General features: G+C 55.9%; 14 protein-coding genes. 7 read left to right on the top strand and 7 right to left on the bottom strand.

Annotated elements, in window-relative coordinates; genetic code table 11:
• Positions 1–2: 2 nt before the first annotated feature.
• The 6 genes from GS620_RS20560 to GS620_RS20535 form a co-directional block, all read right to left on the bottom strand.
• Positions 3–1,550: a hypothetical protein gene (locus GS620_RS20560; protein WP_171617583.1), complete on the bottom strand. Its 1,548-nt coding sequence runs from the start codon at positions 1,548–1,550 to the stop codon at positions 3–5.
• A 178-nt stretch (positions 1,551–1,728) separates the two neighbouring features.
• Positions 1,729–3,279: a VPLPA-CTERM-specific exosortase XrtD gene (xrtD, locus tag GS620_RS20555; protein WP_253284007.1), complete on the bottom strand. Its 1,551-nt coding sequence runs from the start codon at positions 3,277–3,279 to the stop codon at positions 1,729–1,731.
• 201 nt (positions 3,280–3,480) lie between these two features.
• On the bottom strand, positions 3,481–4,914 hold the full coding sequence (locus GS620_RS20550; protein ID WP_171233832.1) for a hypothetical protein: 1,434 nt from the start codon (positions 4,912–4,914) through the stop codon (positions 3,481–3,483).
• 156 nt (positions 4,915–5,070) lie between these two features.
• Positions 5,071–5,682: a polysaccharide biosynthesis/export family protein gene (locus GS620_RS20545; RefSeq protein WP_170346999.1), complete on the bottom strand. Its 612-nt coding sequence runs from the start codon at positions 5,680–5,682 to the stop codon at positions 5,071–5,073.
• 122 nt (positions 5,683–5,804) lie between these two features.
• Positions 5,805–8,258: a tetratricopeptide repeat protein gene (locus GS620_RS20540; RefSeq protein ID WP_171617581.1), complete on the bottom strand. Its 2,454-nt coding sequence runs from the start codon at positions 8,256–8,258 to the stop codon at positions 5,805–5,807.
• A gap of 69 nt (positions 8,259–8,327) precedes the next feature.
• Positions 8,328–8,996 carry a sugar transferase gene (locus GS620_RS20535; RefSeq protein ID WP_371809832.1) on the bottom strand — a complete coding sequence of 223 codons (669 nt, stop codon included), beginning with the start codon at positions 8,994–8,996 and terminating at the stop codon, positions 8,328–8,330.
• Between the two features lie 676 nt (positions 8,997–9,672).
• On the opposite strand from GS620_RS20535, the gene GS620_RS20530 reads away from it, so the two are divergent.
• The 4 genes from GS620_RS20530 to GS620_RS20515 are packed head-to-tail and all read left to right on the top strand — an operon-like array spanning position 9,673 to position 13,797.
• Positions 9,673–10,530 (top strand): ExeA family protein, encoded by an 858-nt coding sequence (locus GS620_RS20530; protein WP_171331830.1) that lies wholly within the window; start codon positions 9,673–9,675, stop codon positions 10,528–10,530.
• Position 10,531: 1 nt separating this feature from the next.
• Positions 10,532–12,073, top strand: a complete 1,542-nt coding sequence (locus GS620_RS20525) for a lipopolysaccharide biosynthesis (protein ID WP_171120508.1) — start codon at positions 10,532–10,534, stop codon at positions 12,071–12,073.
• Between the two features lie 31 nt (positions 12,074–12,104).
• Positions 12,105–12,932, top strand: coding sequence for a CpsD/CapB family tyrosine-protein kinase (locus GS620_RS20520; RefSeq protein ID WP_171233829.1), 828 nt, complete (start codon positions 12,105–12,107; stop codon positions 12,930–12,932).
• On the top strand, positions 12,913–13,797 hold the full coding sequence (locus GS620_RS20515; RefSeq protein WP_171120513.1) for a glycosyltransferase family 2 protein: 885 nt from the start codon (positions 12,913–12,915) through the stop codon (positions 13,795–13,797). The genes GS620_RS20520 and GS620_RS20515 overlap by 20 nt, the downstream gene beginning before the upstream one ends.
• 59 nt (positions 13,798–13,856) lie before the next feature.
• On the opposite strand, the gene GS620_RS20510 is transcribed toward GS620_RS20515, so the two are convergent.
• Positions 13,857–14,423: a VPLPA-CTERM sorting domain-containing protein gene (locus GS620_RS20510; RefSeq protein ID WP_171617580.1), complete on the bottom strand. Its 567-nt coding sequence runs from the start codon at positions 14,421–14,423 to the stop codon at positions 13,857–13,859.
• Positions 14,424–15,055: 632 nt separating this feature from the next.
• On the opposite strand from GS620_RS20510, the gene GS620_RS20505 reads away from it, so the two are divergent.
• From GS620_RS20505 to GS620_RS20495, 3 genes are all read left to right on the top strand, one after another.
• Entirely contained in the window at positions 15,056–15,766 is a 711-nt protein-coding gene (locus GS620_RS20505; RefSeq protein WP_171233828.1) for a methyltransferase domain-containing protein, read from the top strand.
• A gap of 200 nt (positions 15,767–15,966) precedes the next feature.
• Positions 15,967–17,454, top strand: coding sequence for a hypothetical protein (locus GS620_RS22340; protein WP_171617579.1), 1,488 nt, complete (start codon positions 15,967–15,969; stop codon positions 17,452–17,454).
• Positions 17,451–18,476 carry a glycosyltransferase gene (locus tag GS620_RS20495; protein ID WP_171617578.1) on the top strand — a complete coding sequence of 342 codons (1,026 nt, stop codon included), beginning with the start codon at positions 17,451–17,453 and terminating at the stop codon, positions 18,474–18,476. Before GS620_RS22340 ends, GS620_RS20495 begins: the two co-directional genes overlap by 4 nt.
• Positions 18,477–18,496 lie beyond the last annotated feature (20 nt).

Genomic DNA, 18,496 nt, shown 5'->3' with positions numbered 1-18,496 from the left:
AATTATTTGGAAGTTATCCTTTGATACAATATCCACGGTTCAGTTGCTGCAAGTATCTCGAAACCCTGAACCTGTGGCGGAAACGATTCCGTGGAACATGTCACGATTGTATCGGCTTTGGCGTTCGACAATGCATTCAAGGCCGATGGCAGCGTGTGATTGGCCTCCAACACAATTTTCTGAACTGTGCTTTGCACATGGGTGAGCGCTCCGGTGATGCGCAGCGGTTGTTGGGTGGGGTTGGCAAAGGTTGGAACGGCGGTGCCGTTGAAAATCATGAGAAAGGACAGGGGCCTGCAACTGGGCTTGAAGACCCATGCGTCCCGGGCGTCTTCAATATAAACCCCGGCCCCCAAGGTACGCGTATCGTGGCGGCTCAGCGCATCAAGATATGCGCTGTAGATCTTGCCATCCTGATACCATCCAACGGTCAGCATCAGGTTCCGCACCAGAAGCAGCCCGGCGATCGACGCAACGGCAGCCCGGCGTGAAATAGGTTTAGCGTCGGGGTTCAGGGACAGGCTTGCCGCCAAAAGCGCCAACATCAAAAGCGGAATACGTTCGCTCAGATGTCCGACACCGAACAGGTTCGGGGGTATGATCAGGATCAGCACCCCGCACAACGCTGCGGCAAGTTTCATACGCCTGTCGATCTGCAATATCCCGGCCAAAAGGCCACCGATCAGAAGGCCCCATAAAACCAGGCCAAAGCCCCAGTCGAAATTGCGCCATGTCGAGTCGGCAACACGCAGAATGCCATCCATTCTCAGATAGGCTTCGGTGCCCAGCCGACGCCATAAGGTGCCTTGCTCGGCATGAGCCAGAAGGTTGGTCACTGGCGTGATGACTCCGCCTCCTGCAGTTTTTGTCTGGATGAACAATAAAGCCGGCGCAACGGCGATCAGGGCCAGTCGGGCGGCCCTGCGGATCAGTACACGGGGGCCCATGTTGCCCGATGATAGGGCGAGGGACAGCTCGACCATACTCAGTAGCAGGCCCCACAACGCAAAGGCCAGCCCGTGAATGAAAAACAGGATCAGCCCCAGACAGGCCGTGACAGCCAGTTGCCGGACGGGGTGGTTCTGTGCCGCAATCCAATAGCCGGTTGCGCCCAGCAGAACCCCCAATCCAAGCAGAAAATTCGAAAACCCCCAGATCAGGATGTGGTTATACGCGACCAGACCGGCCAGCAGCACGCTGAGCACCGGGAGGTGACCGTGCAGAACACGTGACAGATACAGAATACCCACGAACGGGGCCGCAATGATCAGACCGGCGATTAGCTTGGCACCCAAAAGCGGGGGCAGCACTTTCATGACACCCGTGCCCAGAACATCCAGCCCGAGATTGGGCAGCAGTTGCCAGGCGGCTTCGTAGTTTTCCTGCAATACGTCAAAATCCGGCAGTTTGGCCAGAATGTAGTAGCGTGCGATATGGGCATAGAAATCCGTCAGCGGAAGAATTGGCGTCACGCAGAGCGGAACAAGGCTGACCAAGAGGGTCAGCGCCAGAACTGGACGCAAAGAACGGCTTTGAGGAGCAATATTCATTTCTGCCGCGGGCACATTTCTAACCATACACTTAAAAACTAAAAACCTGATCCCTTACTGTCAGAAGCACGTCATCATGCATTTTTTGTCGTGCCGCAATCATTTGAATCGGCGTGCCATGTTTTACGACACACGGTGTTGCGGGGAATGCTCTGATTGCGTGTTGTCCGGTCCCTCCTCAAAACGGTACAAAACGCGGCAGACGGTTCAGGCTTGGTTCCATGAACCTCTGCAACCTTGCATCCGCATCCGCTTCGGTTTCACCGGGCAGGATGGGGGTCACAAACCGGACCAGAGCGCCATCGGTGCGCCCCATGGTGAAGCCGTCCTGAATGACGCTCATCTTGGCGCGGAAATCATTGACCATACGCTTGCCGCGCTGCTCGAACCAGTAATAGACCAGCTGTTTTGACAGCTCTTTCTGGATCACGGCGCGGTTGACCGTAAAGCTGCCATAAGGCGTGTTGCCCGGGTTGATCTCATAAGGTTCAAGGCTGAAGATTTCCCAGCCGCCCACCGGCAGGCACACTTCGGGCGAATGGATGCCGTCGCCGTCGGTCTGCTTGTCGTAAAAGGCCACGAACATGTTCACGAAGTCGCCCGATCCGGTATTGATATAGGTGGCATTGAGGTAATCGCTGGCCCCCAGAACCTGTTCAACCTGTGGATCCAACGTGGTGGGCGACCCGGACCAGGGGCCAAGCTGCCGTGGATAGAGAACAAACGGGTCACGTTCCACAGGCCGCACTTCGGAAGCGGGCCGCAGGGTCCAGGCGGTTGAAACCGCAAGCGTCAGAAGGGCCGCAACCGCCAGCGCCACCGATGCGCGAATGCCAAAGATACGCAAGGCAACAGAACCCAGCCCCTGGGTATCCAGATCAATGGTCTCGGCAAAGGGTTGCGGATTCGGCGCCAGGCGCTGCAAGCCGATGGCCATCAGGAACAGAATGGCGACGCAGAGCAGGAAGATGATCCAGCCTTCAAAGAAATGCATGAAGCCTTCAGCCTGCTCTATGCCGTGCTGATTGACCAGCACGCCGATCACGCCAATGCGGATCGAGTTCATCAGCACGGTCAGAGGGGCGGCCGAAACCAGCAAAACCACCTTGTGCCAGATCGGGCCACGGTAAAGCAGGGCAAAGAGATACGAGAAGCTCAGGATCGGGAACAGATAGCGCAGCCCGGAACAGGCCTCGGCCACCTGAAGTTTGTAGACCCCCAGATCGATGATGTTGCCTTCGATGAAAACCGAAACACCGGCCATCTGCACGAACCAGACGCCCAGCTCGGATGAAATCCATTGCAGGAAGATCGTGAGCTTCCAATAGACGAATTGCGGCAGGGGCAGCATGAACACCAGGTGCAGTACAGGCAGCTGGTGGTATTTGCCCCGCTGCCAGCCGAACACGGTCAGCATGACGCCACCGGTCCAGATGATCATGGCATAGGTGACGATATCGGGGATGCGGGCCAGATTTCCCAGAATGGCGATGATCAGGGCCACGGCGATCACGGCAACACCCGGCCATCGATCGTGCACAACCGGATTGGGCGGCGGCATGTCCCTAAGTTCACGCAGGAACAGATACAGCGAAATGATCGGGATCAGCGGACCATGGCTGTATTCGGGGGTGCTCCAGGCGGCGCCCAGAGACACGATCCCGATCCAGAAGACGGGTATCGATCCAAGCAGCAGCAGGACAAACCAGAACAGCCCGACGGTGTTCATGACCGGCAAGCCTCTTCTGGCCGCTTCAAGGATATTACTGCGGCTGTTTTTCGAATCGAGGTGATGCATCACGGTCCATCATGCACAATAAGGTGCGGCCTGAAATTATGACGGCTCAAGCTCCCGCTATTTTGATCCGTTTTCGGGACATTGGGCGCGGGATGTCCTGATTGTCGATATCGTGAACCGCGTGAATGAACGTCAGGGTTTGAGAGAAAAGCGCCGGCCCAAAGTCAGAAAGACCGAGTTTGAAGTTGCCTTAAAGCCGTTCTGATCGTCCATTTCATATTGGTACCCCACGTTTACGGCCCAGTCTTTCGTGACCGCCCGTGTATAGGACGCACTGAACGTACCGCGCTGGCGCGGGTTGGGTTGACCGGTTCCCTCGTCTTCCTGGTCGATGTAATCGATACTGAAAGACAGCCCCGATACCGGGTTGATGAAATAGTCATATGTCAGAAACACCAGTGTTTCGCGTGTTTCTATGCTCTGCGTACTGGTGCCGACCCGGCGCTGCACCGTTGCCCCGATCCGGGAACTGGCCAGCTGATAGCTGTAGTCGAGCTGCCCGATCGGTGTGACTTCGTCGAATGGTCCTCTGGTCAGGCCCACGTTGAAGCTCAACACGCCGTTGGCGCGCTGAAAACTGCGGCCGGCCGTTGCGTTTATCCGTGACCCATTAACCCCGAATGTCTGGTCAATCTGAAAATCCGCCGAGCCGTCTGGCAGGGTTTTGCTCCATGCGAAATCCCAGACGAAATCCTCGGTTACGGTGTTGGTATTGGTTGTGCGCTGCGTGTCATCCACCTGACTGTAACCGATATTCGCACTGACGGTGGTGACAGGGGATACGTCATAGGTTCCGCCAACTGTCACAACCGTTGTTTGCTCATCGGTTCGCACGTTGTCTTCTGCAGAGAAATCAGTGTAGCCGAGACGCAAGTTGGCCTGAAAAACCGGTGACACCCGCAATGTCGTGATCGCGGTGTAATTGCTTGACTTGTTGTCGAACAGGTTCGGATCGATTGTGTTTGTATAAGTGCGTTCGCTATAGCTGTAGATGAATTGGAACCCGATTGGATCATTCAGGCCGGTTTGCCAATTCAGGTTGCCCAAGGAGTTGACCTGATCCCCGATGGTTCCGGTCACATCGGCGGCATCAATTCTGCCATCCAGATTGGTGTCGGTCAGTGAACGATTAAAAGCCAGATCCTGTTCGCGGTAATCCAATAGCAGGTCAAGCTGGCTGTTCTGGCGCGACCGCTGATACGACAGGCGGGCAGACGGGTCCGCAAAGCTGGAATCCGTCCCGATAATCGGCTCATTGGCGATCCGGTACAGTCCGGAAAGGTCAAGAGCCAATCTCGAATCCGAGGTCTGCTTCAGAATACCCAATGCCAGCGTATTCTCCCACCAGGTCGTGGACCCAAGCGAAGGATCGGTCAGGCGAAGATTGCTGTCATGTCTGAGCGACGAGAGATAATCCAGGGTCACACTCAGGCCGGTCCCGGTCCCAATCTGCTGACCGGTCGGCAGGCCGACCCTTCGGGCCGGGTTTCGCTGTGCCCGTTGTGCGATCAGTTGCTGGCTGGGTGTTTGCTGCACAACCGTCGGTGCGACGGTTGTCTGCTGCACGGATGTTTGCTGTGTCGAGGTTTGTGTTTGCTGCGCAGTCGTTTGCTGTGTCGAGGCCTGCTGCCCGACAGCTGGTGTAAACGAACTTATGACAGCGATCCCGCCCCCCAGAATGGTGGACAGCCTGCTCCTGGATTTCCCCACCTGTATCAGCCCCTATTCGAACAAGCGGCGTGCTGGTACGACAACAACGTCTCCGGGTCTAAGCACTGTATTGCCTTGGATGCCACCGCCCGAGCCTTTGTAGTTATAGGTGTATTTTCTCATCACGCCTGTTTTACTGTCAGCCCGGCGCAATTCGATGCGCTTGCGAGCCGCGAAATTGGTCAGGCCACCGGCCTGAGCCAAAACCTGGAGAATTGTTGTGCCTTCGGTTGCCAGATGCTTGCCGGGCACATTGACCTCACCCATGATGAAAACATCGATGGTTGGTCCGGATGCGGCCTGTCCGCCCAGAAGCGGCGGCGGAGCCAGCGACGCCACTGAAATAAAGACTGTCGGCGGCGTATTGAAATTCGAGGCCAACGCCGATGAGAGCGACGCGCTTAATCCGCTGGTCGACTGACCGGCCGCACGGATCGAGCCGGCAAGCGGAAAGTTGATGGACCCGTCCGGCAGAACCAGAATGGTCCGATTCAGGGTGGGGTCTTCGAGAACTTCAACCTGCAGCGCATCACCCGGTTGGATTTGATAGGATTGCGCCCATGATGCGGTGGCCACGATCATGGTAATGACAAGTGCGGTCAAGGACCCGATGACTGTACGCATATTCAAATCTCTCACTTTTTCCTACTTATGCCTTCCCACAAGCTGCAAAACAATCAGCAGGGAGTCTGATACATACAAGATGCGGCAGAAATGCAGCGGCGGCGCGCGTGCACTCTGTGCGCTTACTGACCTGCGTTATTCATCGCGACCAGCCGTTCGATCTCGGCCTCTATGGATGAGGCAATCTCAGCCGAGGCTGCCCCGGTCGCTTCCGCTGCACGAAAACTGCGCAAAGCTTCTTCGTTCCGGTCCAGAGCGGCGTATGTTTTGCCCAGATGGTACAAGACCAGAGGATGCCCAGAGAAAACCTGTGCCGCAGATTCCAGGTACTGGACGGCCTCTTCATAATTGCCGACCTGATACGCCACCCATCCATAGGTATCTTGAAAGGCGGGTTCTTGCGTGCCCCGCAAGCGCTGCGCCAGAACATGCGCTCGTTGCAGGCTTTCGGCATCGCTGCGCTGGGTTGTCAGCAGGCTGGCAAGGTTGTTGGCAACCAAAATCGACTGGCCACTGAGGGGGTAGAGCTTTTCGTAAACGGCAATGGCCTGCTCCATATCACCGGCCTGTTCGTGAAACGCTGCCTGCACAAATAGCAGATCGGGATTTTCGGGCAGGGCAATCAGTGCCTCGGCCAGGACATCCTGGGCTTTTTCGATATTGCCACGCTCGGTTTCCAGCATGTGAAGCGCGACCCATGCCCGTGTTATGTCGGGGTGCTCATCGATGATCGCGCGATAAATCTGTTCGGCCTTGTCAAGTTCCCCTTCTTCCGCCAGCGCACGTGCCTTTACAAAGCGCAATGGCAGGGAATCCGGGGTTTCCGTAAGTTTCTGATCGATCCGGGCAAAGGCTTCTTCGTGTTTGTCCTGAGCCAGCATCAGTCGGATAACCGCGATATCAGCGGGCAAGCCGAATTGGGGATCTGCGGCCAATTCGTTGAGAAATTCCATCAGGTCGTCAGAGCGGTTCTGGGAGGCCAGCATGTATGCCCTGAGCTCGTTCGAAAGGCGTTGCGCGTTGGGGTCTGTCAGCGCTTCGAGCGACTTCAGAACAGCTTCAAGGCGGTCCCAATCCTGCTGACGCATATAGGTTTGGGCAAGCAGAGACAGCAGGTCCGGATTTTGCGGGCTTTTGCGCAAGGCATCCAGCAACACGCTCTGGGCAATTTCCAAGTCATTTTTTGACAGCAGATATTGACCATAGCGCGCAGCCTCGGTTCCTGCGTTCTGGGACATCTCCGCAGCCAGGGCAAGCATTTCGCCCATCAGTTCGCGATCGCCGTTGCGCTCGTGAGCATTGGCCATAAGGGTCATCAATTGCGGATCGCGGGGGGTCTGGCTCAGGGCTTCGCGCAGCAGGATAATCGCATCACCGGTCTGATTATCCTCAATCAACCAGGCAGCCTTGAACTTGAGCGCCCCCACCTGTTTCGGATCTTCTTCAAGAATCTTTTCGACCAAAGCGCGAGCTTCTTCAGATTCCCCCTCGCTGAACAGCATCCGGGCAAATTCTACTTCATTTTCCCGGGTTTGTGCGGTTCGCTCTGCATCTGCCAGAAGATTGCGCATTTCAGAAAGCGCGGTTTGCGTGTCCCCGCTGTGAAATTTCAAAGTGGCCCGCCATGCGCGGAGCTTTGCGGCGTTTGTACTATCCTGCGCGATGATTGCATCAATTTCGTTGATGGCGGCTTGGGGGCCGCGATGGTCGTTCAGGAATGCAATAAGGCGTTGAGTTGGCATGTGATCTTCGGCCTGAGGGTCGATCTTCCCGCGCAGAATATCCTCAGCCGCATCCAGCTCGTTCCAGTCGATGTAATGCTGAACCAGCATCGCCTCGACGCCCTCATCCTCGGGGTAAAGCTGAAGCATGCCTTTGAGCTGCAACGCTATCTCTTCGTGTTTGTTCTGAGCCTGTAGGGCACGCAGTCGGATCGCGTACAAATTGTCCTGCTTCGGCACTACGGCCAGTGCGGCATCAATCTCGTTGACCGCATCATCCCAGAGTTCGTTGCGGACAAGCCAGTCGATCACGATTTTCCGCGCGCTCATCAGATCGGGTTTTTGGTCGATCATTTCGCGTGCGGTCCGAATGATGGAATCCGTTCTGGCCACATCCCCGTTACGGATCGAGTCGGTATAGGCCAGGCTGTTATTGATGGACTCGACCTCTATATTGTCGGGTTCCAGTTCGGCGGCTATCGCACCATGGCGTCCGACAGCGTCCCAGTTGCCCAAGTCAAACGCCATCTCGGCCAGTGCGAAGTGGCTTTCGAAATTGTCCGGGTATTGTTCGACCAACAACAGGTACTGGCCGAATGCGACTGGGATGTTCTCTCGATCACGCTCAAGCCGGGCATAGGTCAGGCGCGCCTCCTTGTGCTGGCCGTTCAGTTTGAAGACGTTGCGGAATTCGACCAGAGCGCGCTCGACGTCGCCCTCTTCCAGCAAGGCCAGCCCGGCCTGATAATGTTTCTCGGCCCGCTCTTCAGCGGTGTCACAGGCACTCAGGAACAGGAACGCAGCACACAGAAGCGATGCAAGACGTGGGAGATGGGAAAAGACGGACTGGTTCATGGGTAGGTTTCCACACGATCTGGGCGCAACAAGGATACAGCCATCCCAAAAGGCTACAAAATGACCGTTTCAGCAACCGGTCCCGCGCAGAACCGCAAAAATTGTCCGAAACAGGATATGCATGTCCGTCTTGAGCGACATATCCTTCCAGTATTCCACATCATGCTGCGCGCGCTCGGCGAATGTCGAGTTATTCCGGTTGGAGACCTGCCATGAGCCGGTAATCCCAGGGCGCATTCTGTAGTACATGTTGTTTGGATAAAGCTCTTTCTGGCAAACCATCATGGGGCGGGGGCCAACCACGGACATTTCGCCAACGAAAACATTCCAGAATTGCGGCAACTCATCCATCGAGGATTTGCGCAGGAATGTCCCGAACTTGATGATGCGCGGATCATTCCGCAGTTTCTGGTCGCGATTCCATTCCTCACGGGCTTCAGGGTTTTCTTTCAGATGTTCTTGCAGCACATTTTCGGCGTCATGCACCATTGTGCGTAGCTTGATCATCTTGAACGCCTTGCCGTTCTTGCCCAGCCGTTCCTGCCGATAAAACGGAGTCACGCCCTGGAATGCCAAAAATGCGGCCAGCATAAGAACAAAAGGCACAACGAAAGGTGCTGCGAGCAAAGCGAACGCAATGTCAAAAAGACGCTTGCCCACACTTCTGTACACCCCTCGACACGGCAACGGAGCGGGTACAACAGAAATACCGGAGTAGCCCGCGCCAGCGTTGGCCACTTCTTTCGAATGACTTGTCACTATTTAAACCCCCAACACACACAATTACTCACGAACCACTCACCAAACTTACGAACCGAACACGCTCGACCTCAACCACATATATTTAAAATCTTATATTTTTATACCACTTCGACCCTGCACTTACTCACTTGCGAGGCCGCTTTCCCGTATCCAACTGTTAACAAATTCCACCTGCCTTGCAAAACATTAATGCTGGCGAACGTGTTCTCTGGTCGCTGAATACAGGTGCTTTTTTACAGTATCGTGAAGATGCGATCAGCTGATTGGCCGCAAATTCATGAACTTTCGTTTCCCCATGGGACACAATGAGCGAAAATTTCACCCTTTAGGTTTGATTTCCGCCCTTAGAATCTTTTTTAATGTGTGATCACATCAGGTTCTGGCCGCCTCTTTTTTGGTCAACCTAATAAGGACGCAACGGAAACAATCGCACCGATCACTTCAGATTGAGAAAGCGGGAAGGTCAATTCACCGCGTGTGCAGTTTAGTGGTGCCTGCTATCTTGATTTTGTGACAAACTAGTACCCAAGTACTTTTTGTTTATGTGATGTGTTCGTTGTGTAAGGGATTTCTGGTGGTTCAGAGTATGAGTTTGGATAATCTCCGGGGGGCCAGTACGAGGTTTGACAAGGCAGAAGGCAACCGAGGTGCAATGGCGTCCAGCGACGGGTTTTATCTAGATTATTTCGGGCTTGACCGACGGCCCTTCACGCTGCTTCCGGATCCCGGATTCATGTACTGGTCGCCGCTGCACAAGCGCGGTTACTCGGTCCTGCAATTCGGCATCATGAGCTGTGCGCCCATCACCGTGCTAACCGGGGAAATCGGGGCCGGGAAAACCACCCTGATACAGCACCTCCTCAGCGAGATGGAGCAGTCGATCACGGTTGGGCTGATTTCGAATGCGCAGGGCGGTCGCGGAGAGCTGCTGCAATGGGTCCTGCACGCGCTGGGTCTGCCGATCGAGGCGGATGCAAGCTATGTACAGATATTCCGGGCGCTGCAGGATTTCCTGGTCGCGGAATATGCCGAGGGCCGGCGGGTGGTTCTGATCTTTGACGAAGCGCAGAACCTGACCGTCGAAGGGTTGGAAGAAATCCGGATGCTGACCAATATCAACTCGAATACGGATGAGCTGATTCAGCTTGTTCTGGTTGGTCAGCCTGAATTGCGCGACATGGTTCTTGATCCCAAGATGCGCCAGCTGACACAGCGCGTTGCCGCAAGTTTTCATCTTGAACGGATGGATGAGTCTTCGGTCAAAGCCTATATCAGACATAGGATGAAAACGGCTGGCGGTTCAGGCGATGAATTCACCGAAGAGGCCTGCAAGCAGATTTTCGCACAAACGCGCGGTGTTCCGCGACTTGTAAATCAGTTCTGCGACTTTGCTCTGCTTTATGCCTGGACGAATGAGGCCGAGAAAGTGGATGAAGAGGTTGTGGAGCAAGTGGTCAAAGATGGCGTGTTCTTTGGCGGAAACTCACTCGAGAAGGAGCTGACAGTCTGATATGGGCCCGGTTCGCTATTACTTTTCCATTTTCCTGAGGCGGTTTCCGTATTTTCTGATCGTCGCGCTCATTGTCTCTGTGGCATCGATCATCATAGCACGGGCGCTGCCCCCGACCTACCTGTCTCAGATGCGCCTGATCGTGGAATCGCCCCAGATTCCAGGCAGCCTGGCCGCGAGTACTGTGACCACACCTGCAGCAGAGCAACTGCAGATCATCGAACAGCGCCTGCTGACCCGGCCGGTCCTTCTTGATATCGCCCATGAATTTGAGGTTCTGCCTGATCAGGACGAGGCAACCCCCGATCAGATCGTCAACGCCATGCGCAAGAGCACCTCGATCTGGATCACCGGGGGTCTCAATCAGGCCAATCTGATGACAATCACCTTCGAGGCGCGCAGTGGCCAGATTGCGGCAGGTGTGTTGAACAGATACCTGACGGAAATCCAGAAGCTGGATGTCACCTATCGCAAGGAACGGGCCACAGATACCCTGGCTTTCTTCGAGCTCGAAGTAGAACGGCTGAGCGACGAGTTGAGCCGGCGCAGTGCCCGTATCCTTGAGTTCAAGAATGAAAACTCCAGCGCCTTGCCCGACAGCCTACAATTTCGGCTGGCGCAGCAGGGAGCATTGCAGACCAATCTTGAACAAACAGACCAACAGATCTTTTCGCTCAAAGCGCAGCGCGAAAAGCTGGTGAATATCTTCAGTTCAACCGGTCAGGTTGTCGGGGTCTCCCAGCAGAACCTGTCCCCTGCGCAACAACAGCTGAGCCAGTTGCGGAATCAACTGGATAATCAGCGTGTGATTTATTCCGAAAACAACCCTCAGATTAAGCTGTTGCAAGCCCGGATCGAAAAGCTCGAGGAAGTGGTTGCCGCCGAACAGGCAACAAACCCAGCCCCGGTTGATGTACAAACAGGCAACTCGGCCCTTGATCTGCAACTGGCCCAGGTCGACTCGCAGATTTCGGCGTTAGAGGATCAGAAACGGGTTATGGAAGACCGTCTTAACGCTCTGACGTTGACCATCGATCAGACGCCGGCCAATGCCATCACACTGTCTGAACTGCAGCGCGAACATGACAACATCCAAACCCAGTACAATGCCGCAGTCAGCCGTCTGGCCGCAGCCTCGACCGGGGAACGGATTGAGGTCACGTCCCAAGGGCAACGTATTTCCGTCATTGAGCATCCCTCTACGCCAAGCGAGCCTTCGAAACCCAACCGCCTGATGATTGCCGGAGGGGGATCGGCCTTTGGTATCCTGCTGGGGCTGGGGCTGGTGGTTTTGCTGGAGGTCCTGAATCGGTCCGTGCGTCGGCCCGAAGACCTGATCAACAAGCTTGAGGTCTGGCCGATCGCCACTATTCCCTATGCTCCATCACGCGGTGAAGTGTTGATGCAGCGCGCGGTATGGGGTGGGATCATACTGGCTATTCTAATCGGAGTGCCAGCCGGGGTCTGGGCGGTGCATACCTATTACCTACCCCTCGATCTTATTACCGAGAGAGTGATGGATAAACTGGAGACATACTGGTGAGTATTGTTTCGATTGATTTGGTGAATGTGTGATGGACCGTCTTCAGAAAGCGATTCAAAAGGCGCGCGAGGAACGGCAGAGCCGCGAAAGCCCGCCGCCGGTCATGGAACAACCGCCCCGTCACGCCCCGTCAGAAGACGCTTGTGACGCCCGGTGGCAAAGCGTGCCCGAGATACAGATCGACCCAAAGCTCGCAGTGCGCAACCGGCTTGCATCGCTTGCTGGCGGCGGAGACGCCACCCCCTATGACATGTTGCGGACCAAGATGCTGCAACAGATCTTGTCCAACAAATGGCGCAGGGTGGCATTGACCTCCCCGTACAGCGGGTGCGGCAAAAGCACGACGACGGCCAACCTGGCGTTCAGCCTGGGGCGGCAGGAAGATCTGCGGACGATCGTGATCGATTTCGACATGCGGCGCAGGGGGCTGGCCGAGATTCTGAAGCAAACCGGCAACCACAGCATGGCCGACGTCATTCAGGGGTCGGTGCCGTTTCATGAACATGCGCTGCGGTATGGCAAGAACGTGATCTTCGGGCTGAATTACACGCCCACGCGCAATCCGGCGGAGATCTTGCAAAGCCGACGGGCAATCGAATTTCTCGAACAGCTCGAGGCGGATTACAAACCCGACGTCATTCTGTTCGACACGCCCCCCCTGATGATGAGCGATGACAGCCACGGCTTTCTCAGGAACGTCGATTGTGCCCTGCTTCTGGCAGCCGCCGAAGAAACCAGCATCGACCATATCGACGTTTCCGAACAGCAACTGGCGGAACTGACCAGCGTCATGGGGATCGTGTTGAACAAATGCCGATACATCAGCGGAACGTTTGGCAATGAGTACGGATCCTACTGATACGGCCCCGGCCGATGCAGTGATCATTCCCCATTACAACGATTTGCCCCGGCTGGAACGATGTCTTCTTGCCCTGAGAGAGAATGATCTGACGGCAACTGAAATCGTTGTCGTTGACAACAACTCTCCGGTGTCGCTGGATACGATGCGCCAGGCCTTTCCCGAGGTGCATTTCGTAGTGGAAACCCAAAAGGGCGCGGCCCATGCCCGCAATCGCGGAGTTGCAGAAACCAGAGCGCCCCGACTGTTTTTCATTGACGCCGATTGCGTACCTGCGCCGGACTGGTTGAGCGTCGGGCGTCAGGTCGCGGATCAGGCCGATCTGATTGGTGGCCGGGTAGATGTCTTTGACGAAACCCCACCCCCGCGCAGCGGCGCAGAAGCGTTCGAGGCTGTTTTTGCATTCAACTTCCGCAGGTATATCGAGGTTCAGGGGTTTTCCGGCGCCGGCAACCTGCTGACCCGACGCGATGTGTTCGATGCGATCGGCGGGTTCATCAACGGTGTCTCGGAAGATCGGGAATGGACCATGCGCGCGGTCGCCCGCGGGTATAGCCTGATCTACCGGGACAACTTTCGTGTCAGCCATCCGTCCCGGCAGAACTGGCCCGCGCTCAAGGCCAAGTGGCGGCGCACGACACAAGAGGCATATCTGCTGCATGGCACCAACGCCGCCGCGCGCATGCGGTGGGCGATCCGTGGGTTGGCCATGCCAGCCAGTGCAATTGTGCACACCCCGAAAATCCTCAGAAGCGACAAGCTGTCCTCGGCGGGCGAAACCAGTCGGGCGGTCATCACATTGTTCCGGCTCAGATGTCAGCGGATGATCTGGATGTTGCGCCAGGCGGCAGGTGGCAACATCTGATCAAAAGAAAAGGGACCGCGAAACGGCCCCTTGTCCTGTTTGTCAGGTTTGTGTGTCGCTTAGGCGGCCTTGCGGCGACGCGTCAGAGCCAGACCACCAAGCGCGGTCAGAAGCAGCAGACCACCGGCGGGCAGCGGAACTGGTGCGACGTCGAAATCAAACGTAACCGGCACCGGATTGCCATTGGCATCGGTCGCCCCTTGAGAGTTGGCCCAGCTAAACACCAAATTCTGGCTCAAGGTGTTCGGGCTGACGCTGCTGAACAGCGTGCTGAGTGTCGTCTGAACACCACCCAGAACCGACGTCTGTGCCAGCACGTTGGCCGGATTCAAGGCGTCGACCCAGCTCACTGTCAGACCTGTGAACGTGCTCAGCAGATTGATGGTGATCGAAGCGTTCGCAACACCAAAAAGAGGATCAATGGGCGACTGGAAGTTGATCATGTAAACCCCGGGCCCACCCATCGTGGAAACCGTACCGGAGAAGAGCGTGTCGGAGGTGATGTCATATCCACCCCCCGGCAGAGGACCACCACCCGCTGACACCGAGGTCAGAGCGCTGGCCGATCCGGCCATCATCACAGCAGTAGCAAGCCCCGCCGCCATCATTTTAAAAGTTCTAAACATACAAAGTCCCACCTTTGATTTTTATACACACAACCCGCTCGAAATCTCGGCAGGGCACCTACTGCAATCATTAATAATTCATTTCTATTTGATTGCGAAGGATTTTTCTCAGAATTGTGGCTTTTTATGGGCACAAACGCCCATTGGCCGGCACAATGGATGTCTGAGTTACCGTTTGTTTCCCCATCGTGAACCAGAATCACCCGAATAAGGCGAATCTGCGTCTGGAGAACATACCGACTTTCCGGCGATTCCGAGCGTTTTCACACTGCACCAAGCATAATCCGAACCGGTTCGGGCGATGCAGAACCAACCCCGATCACTCTGTCATAAAATGCAACCGGCACGCCTTTTCACATGACGGGCGCCCCCGTTCTGCGCAAGGCAAGAAACAATACAAACCATTTCAGCGCACTGTCTACTTTCTGCCCGGCACAAGGGCCCTGCGGATCGCGACAGAAGGGAAAAAGGCCACAAACCCGGGTTCCGCCATATTTATTCTTCGACGGTCCGAAAGTTTCGTGTAGCTTTGGGTTGTTATTGTACCAAGTTCAGGCACGCATTTTCAATCGGAAGTCGTTGTTTAGCCGTTTGTCTATTGTGCCTGCCTATTTAGCGAGGAGACATTGCGCATGGGTGTTGGCCAGAACATAGCCGCTGAGAATGCGAATTGGACCTTTGGGGGCAGTGTTCCCGATACGTTTGTCGACCACATCAAATTGTCTGTTCCTCTTTATGAAATGGGTCACGGCCTGATCTGTCAGGTTTCCGATTTCTTCGTCCGCAATGACAGTCTCTGCTATGAAATCGGCACATCGACCGGGGAGTTGATCCGCAAACTGGCAGAACATAATGCGGGAAAGCCTGACGCACGCTGGATCGGGATCGATGTCGAACCTGAAATGGTGAAGGTCGCCGAAGCTCATTGCGCGGATGTCCCGAACATTTCCATTCTTCATGACGATGCCCGTCATATGGAGATGGAAAAGGCGGACATGATCGTCAGCTATTATACAATGCAGTTCATCCCGCCCCGGTACCGGCAGGAACTGTTCACCAAGATCTACAACACCCTGAACTGGGGCGGTGCGTTTGTCATGTTCGAAAAAGTCCGGGGGCCGGATGCGCGGTTCCAGGATCTTGTGACTCAGCTCTACAACGAATTCAAAATTAGTAACGGATTCTCAAGCGAGGAAATCGTCGAAAAGGCGCGCAGCCTGAAAAGCGTGCTGGAGCCGTTTTCCACCCAGGGCAATCTGGATCTGCTGGGCCGGGCCGGTTTCAAGGATGTGATGAGTATTCAGAAGTATATTTGTTTTGAAGGTTTTCTTGCTATCAAATGATTGCTTAACGCCATGCCGGCAGAGACCGGAGTGGGATAACACCGCTTATGGCCCGATTGATGGAGGCTGCCGAGGACGCTGATGAACGCGCCTGATTTTGATCCCTGTGAAATGGCACTGGAAGACGGACTGAATGCAATAGTTGCTTGCTTTCAGCACACCGTACTTGCGGCGAAGCTGGTCGCCGAACGGATATGACCGTGTCGGCTCTTTCGGATAAGCCATCTTGGACGGTCGGGGCTTTCCTCCTGTTGATCGCGGCGCTGTTGGTCTGCCTGTCCGTTCTCATAATCAATGGCGGGCCGCTTTATTACTTCGATACCGGCAGTTATATCCGGCAGGGAAATGTGGCCTTGAGCAGTTTCCTTCCGCCGACAGCTGATAGCGTTGCGGCAGGTGTAACCCACAACGCCGATGAGGATAACACCGCAACCGGATCACGGTCACTGATCTATGGCCTCATCATGGCTGCGCTTGTTCGGGTCGATGCCCTGTCCACCCTTCCGGTATTGCATCTGGCTGCTACGCTGCTGGCTGTCTGGATGCTGGCGCGAACGGCTGGCCGGTCTCTGGGCGGTATGCAGAACACAATCACGATGACTGCGGTGCCTTTGTTGTTGGCGGCCAGTACCTCTTTGCCGTTTTATATTGCCTACATGATGCCGGATATTTTTGCCCCGATGTTGCTGATCGTGATTGCCTTGCTGACGGCTTTTGGGCGGATAATGCAGACCTGGGAACTTTTGTTGATATCCGCTCTGGCCCTGTTCAGCGCCCTTCTGCACCCGTCTCATCTGGCGGTTGCGGCGTTAATGATACCCTTTGTCGCTTTGGCCGCGCTCTGGGGGAAAAGACCACGGCGCTGGCGCGCGACAATCTTGATGATGATGGTTCTGGCGCTGGCACTGGCCGAGCGCAAGGCCTTTCAGGTCACCGTGGAAATCGCCACCAACAAAGAGGTCGTCTATACGCCGCATATCACTGCGCGGCTCATCGTTGACGGGCCGGGCATGGATTATCTGGACGAGGTCTGTCCGAATGCCGAAGTGCCCACCTGCGCACTACACGAAGCGCTGTCGTGGTCAGATGATCCCTACAGGCTGACACCCTCCCATATCATTTTCGAACGCTCCCCCAACCTGGGTTCATTCCGGCTCATGTCACCCGAAGATCAGAAACGGGTTGCCCTGTCCCAACGGGAATTCGCCAAGGCGGTTTTCCTGTCCCGGCCTCTTTCCACCTCGTTGGCACTGGCCCGGAACGGCTATCAGCAGGTATTGCGCTATAGCATTGCCATGACGATCCCAACGGATGTGGAGCTGGAAAACGCCCGCTGGTTGGCCAGAATGGAAGATATCCGGCCCGATATGTTCCAAGGCGGTTCATTGTCTCAGGACAGGGGCTGGATAGAAACGGCCGATATCGTGCACGGCGTGATCTATGCCGTCTCTTTTGCCTTTATCGTTTTCATTCTGCTGCGGCCGGGTAGTGTGTCGCGTGACATGAAGCTGTTTGCGCTGTTCATCCTGATCGGAATAGCGGTCAACGCTCTGGTCTGCGGAGGAGTATCACAACCCGCGGATCGTTACGGCGCGCGCGTGATGTGGTTGTTGCCCTTTACAGCCGCCTTTCTTTTCCTTGTTCAGCGCTCAGGCGCTTCGCGTATCATTGCCGGAGATCCTTCGTGAGTTCAGATCACCCCCTTTCCATCAGCGTGGTCATGCCGGCCTACAATGCCGAACATCTGCTGCCGCGCGTTTTGCCGCCATTGATTGAAATGCTGAATACCGGTCAGGTGCAGCAGGTTCTGGTGGTGGATGACCAATCCCCCGACGGCACCGCGGCGCTGGCACGGGAAATGGGCGCAACCGTGTTGACCACGCCCGTCAATGGCGGCCCCGGAGCGGCCCGCAACCTGGCCGCCCAGCAGGCCACGGGCGATATCCTGTGGTTCGTGGATTCCGATGTCATCGCCTGGCCGGACGGCCCGGATCACATTCGCCGGGCGATGTCCGAAGACAATGTGGGCGCCGTGTTCGGATCCTATGATGACGCCCCGGACGGGCAGGCCTGGTTTTCACGCTACAAGAACCTTCTGCACCGCTATCACCATCAACGCGCCCGCCGCGAGGCGCGCACCTTCTGGGCCGGGTGTGGCGCCATCCGGCGCGACGTGTTTCTTGAAGTCGGTGGCTTTGATGTCAAAACCTATGAGGTGCCTTCGATCGAGGATATCGAACTGGGTTACCGGATCGCGGCCACCGGCAGACGTATCCTGGTCGAGCCGCTTTTGCAGGGCAAACATCTGAAGGTCTGGACCATCCGCAACAGCCTGAGCACGGATATCTTCTGCCGCGCCTTGCCCTGGGCCCGGCTGATGATCTCGCGCGAGGGGTTGACCGATGACTTGAACACCTCGATGGCCGAGCGGGCACGGGCCGCAATCGCCGGGCTGTTGCTGCTGTCGCTTCTGGCCCTGCCGTTCTGGCCGGGAAGCTGGCCTTTGCCTTTTGTGTTACTGGCCGCGGCCTTTGTCGCCAATCTGGATCTGGTGCGCGCCATGTCCGGGCATGGCGGGCCGTGGTTTGCGTTCAAATGTCTGCTCTACCACCAGGTCTATTACGTCTATTCGGCCACCATCTATGTCTGGTGCCTGTTCGAATATCACATGCTGGGCAGACGGCATAACTTGTCGGTCAGGCGAAGTTAACCTGTCCGGTTTCACCCATC

The organism is Ruegeria sp. HKCCD6428 (assembly GCF_013110595.1).
Taxonomy (GTDB): domain Bacteria; phylum Pseudomonadota; class Alphaproteobacteria; order Rhodobacterales; family Rhodobacteraceae; genus Ruegeria.
The sequence above is the reverse complement of the archived record's forward strand: the minus strand, read 5'-3'. Positions and strand labels throughout refer to the sequence as shown.

Bases quoted from the DNA above. Each gene is read 5' to 3' on its own strand.
- GS620_RS20560 (WP_171617583.1), bottom strand. From the start codon at position 1,550: ATGAATATTGCTCCTCAAAGCCGTTCTTTGCGTCCAGTTCTGGCGCTG.
- xrtD (WP_253284007.1), bottom strand. From the start codon at position 3,279: ATGAACACCGTCGGGCTGTTCTGGTTTGTCCTGCTGCTGCTTGGATCG.
- GS620_RS20545 (WP_170346999.1), bottom strand. From the start codon at position 5,682: ATGCGTACAGTCATCGGGTCCTTGACCGCACTTGTCATTACCATGATC.
- GS620_RS20540 (WP_171617581.1), bottom strand. From the start codon at position 8,258: ATGAACCAGTCCGTCTTTTCCCATCTCCCACGTCTTGCATCGCTTCTG.
- GS620_RS20530 (WP_171331830.1), top strand. From the start codon at position 9,673: ATGGCGTCCAGCGACGGGTTTTATCTAGATTATTTCGGGCTTGACCGA.
- GS620_RS20525 (WP_171120508.1), top strand. From the start codon at position 10,532: ATGGGCCCGGTTCGCTATTACTTTTCCATTTTCCTGAGGCGGTTTCCG.
- GS620_RS20520 (WP_171233829.1), top strand. From the start codon at position 12,105: ATGGACCGTCTTCAGAAAGCGATTCAAAAGGCGCGCGAGGAACGGCAG.
- GS620_RS20515 (WP_171120513.1), top strand. From the start codon at position 12,913: ATGAGTACGGATCCTACTGATACGGCCCCGGCCGATGCAGTGATCATT.
- GS620_RS20510 (WP_171617580.1), bottom strand. From the start codon at position 14,423: ATGTTTAGAACTTTTAAAATGATGGCGGCGGGGCTTGCTACTGCTGTG.
- GS620_RS20505 (WP_171233828.1), top strand. From the start codon at position 15,056: ATGGGTGTTGGCCAGAACATAGCCGCTGAGAATGCGAATTGGACCTTT.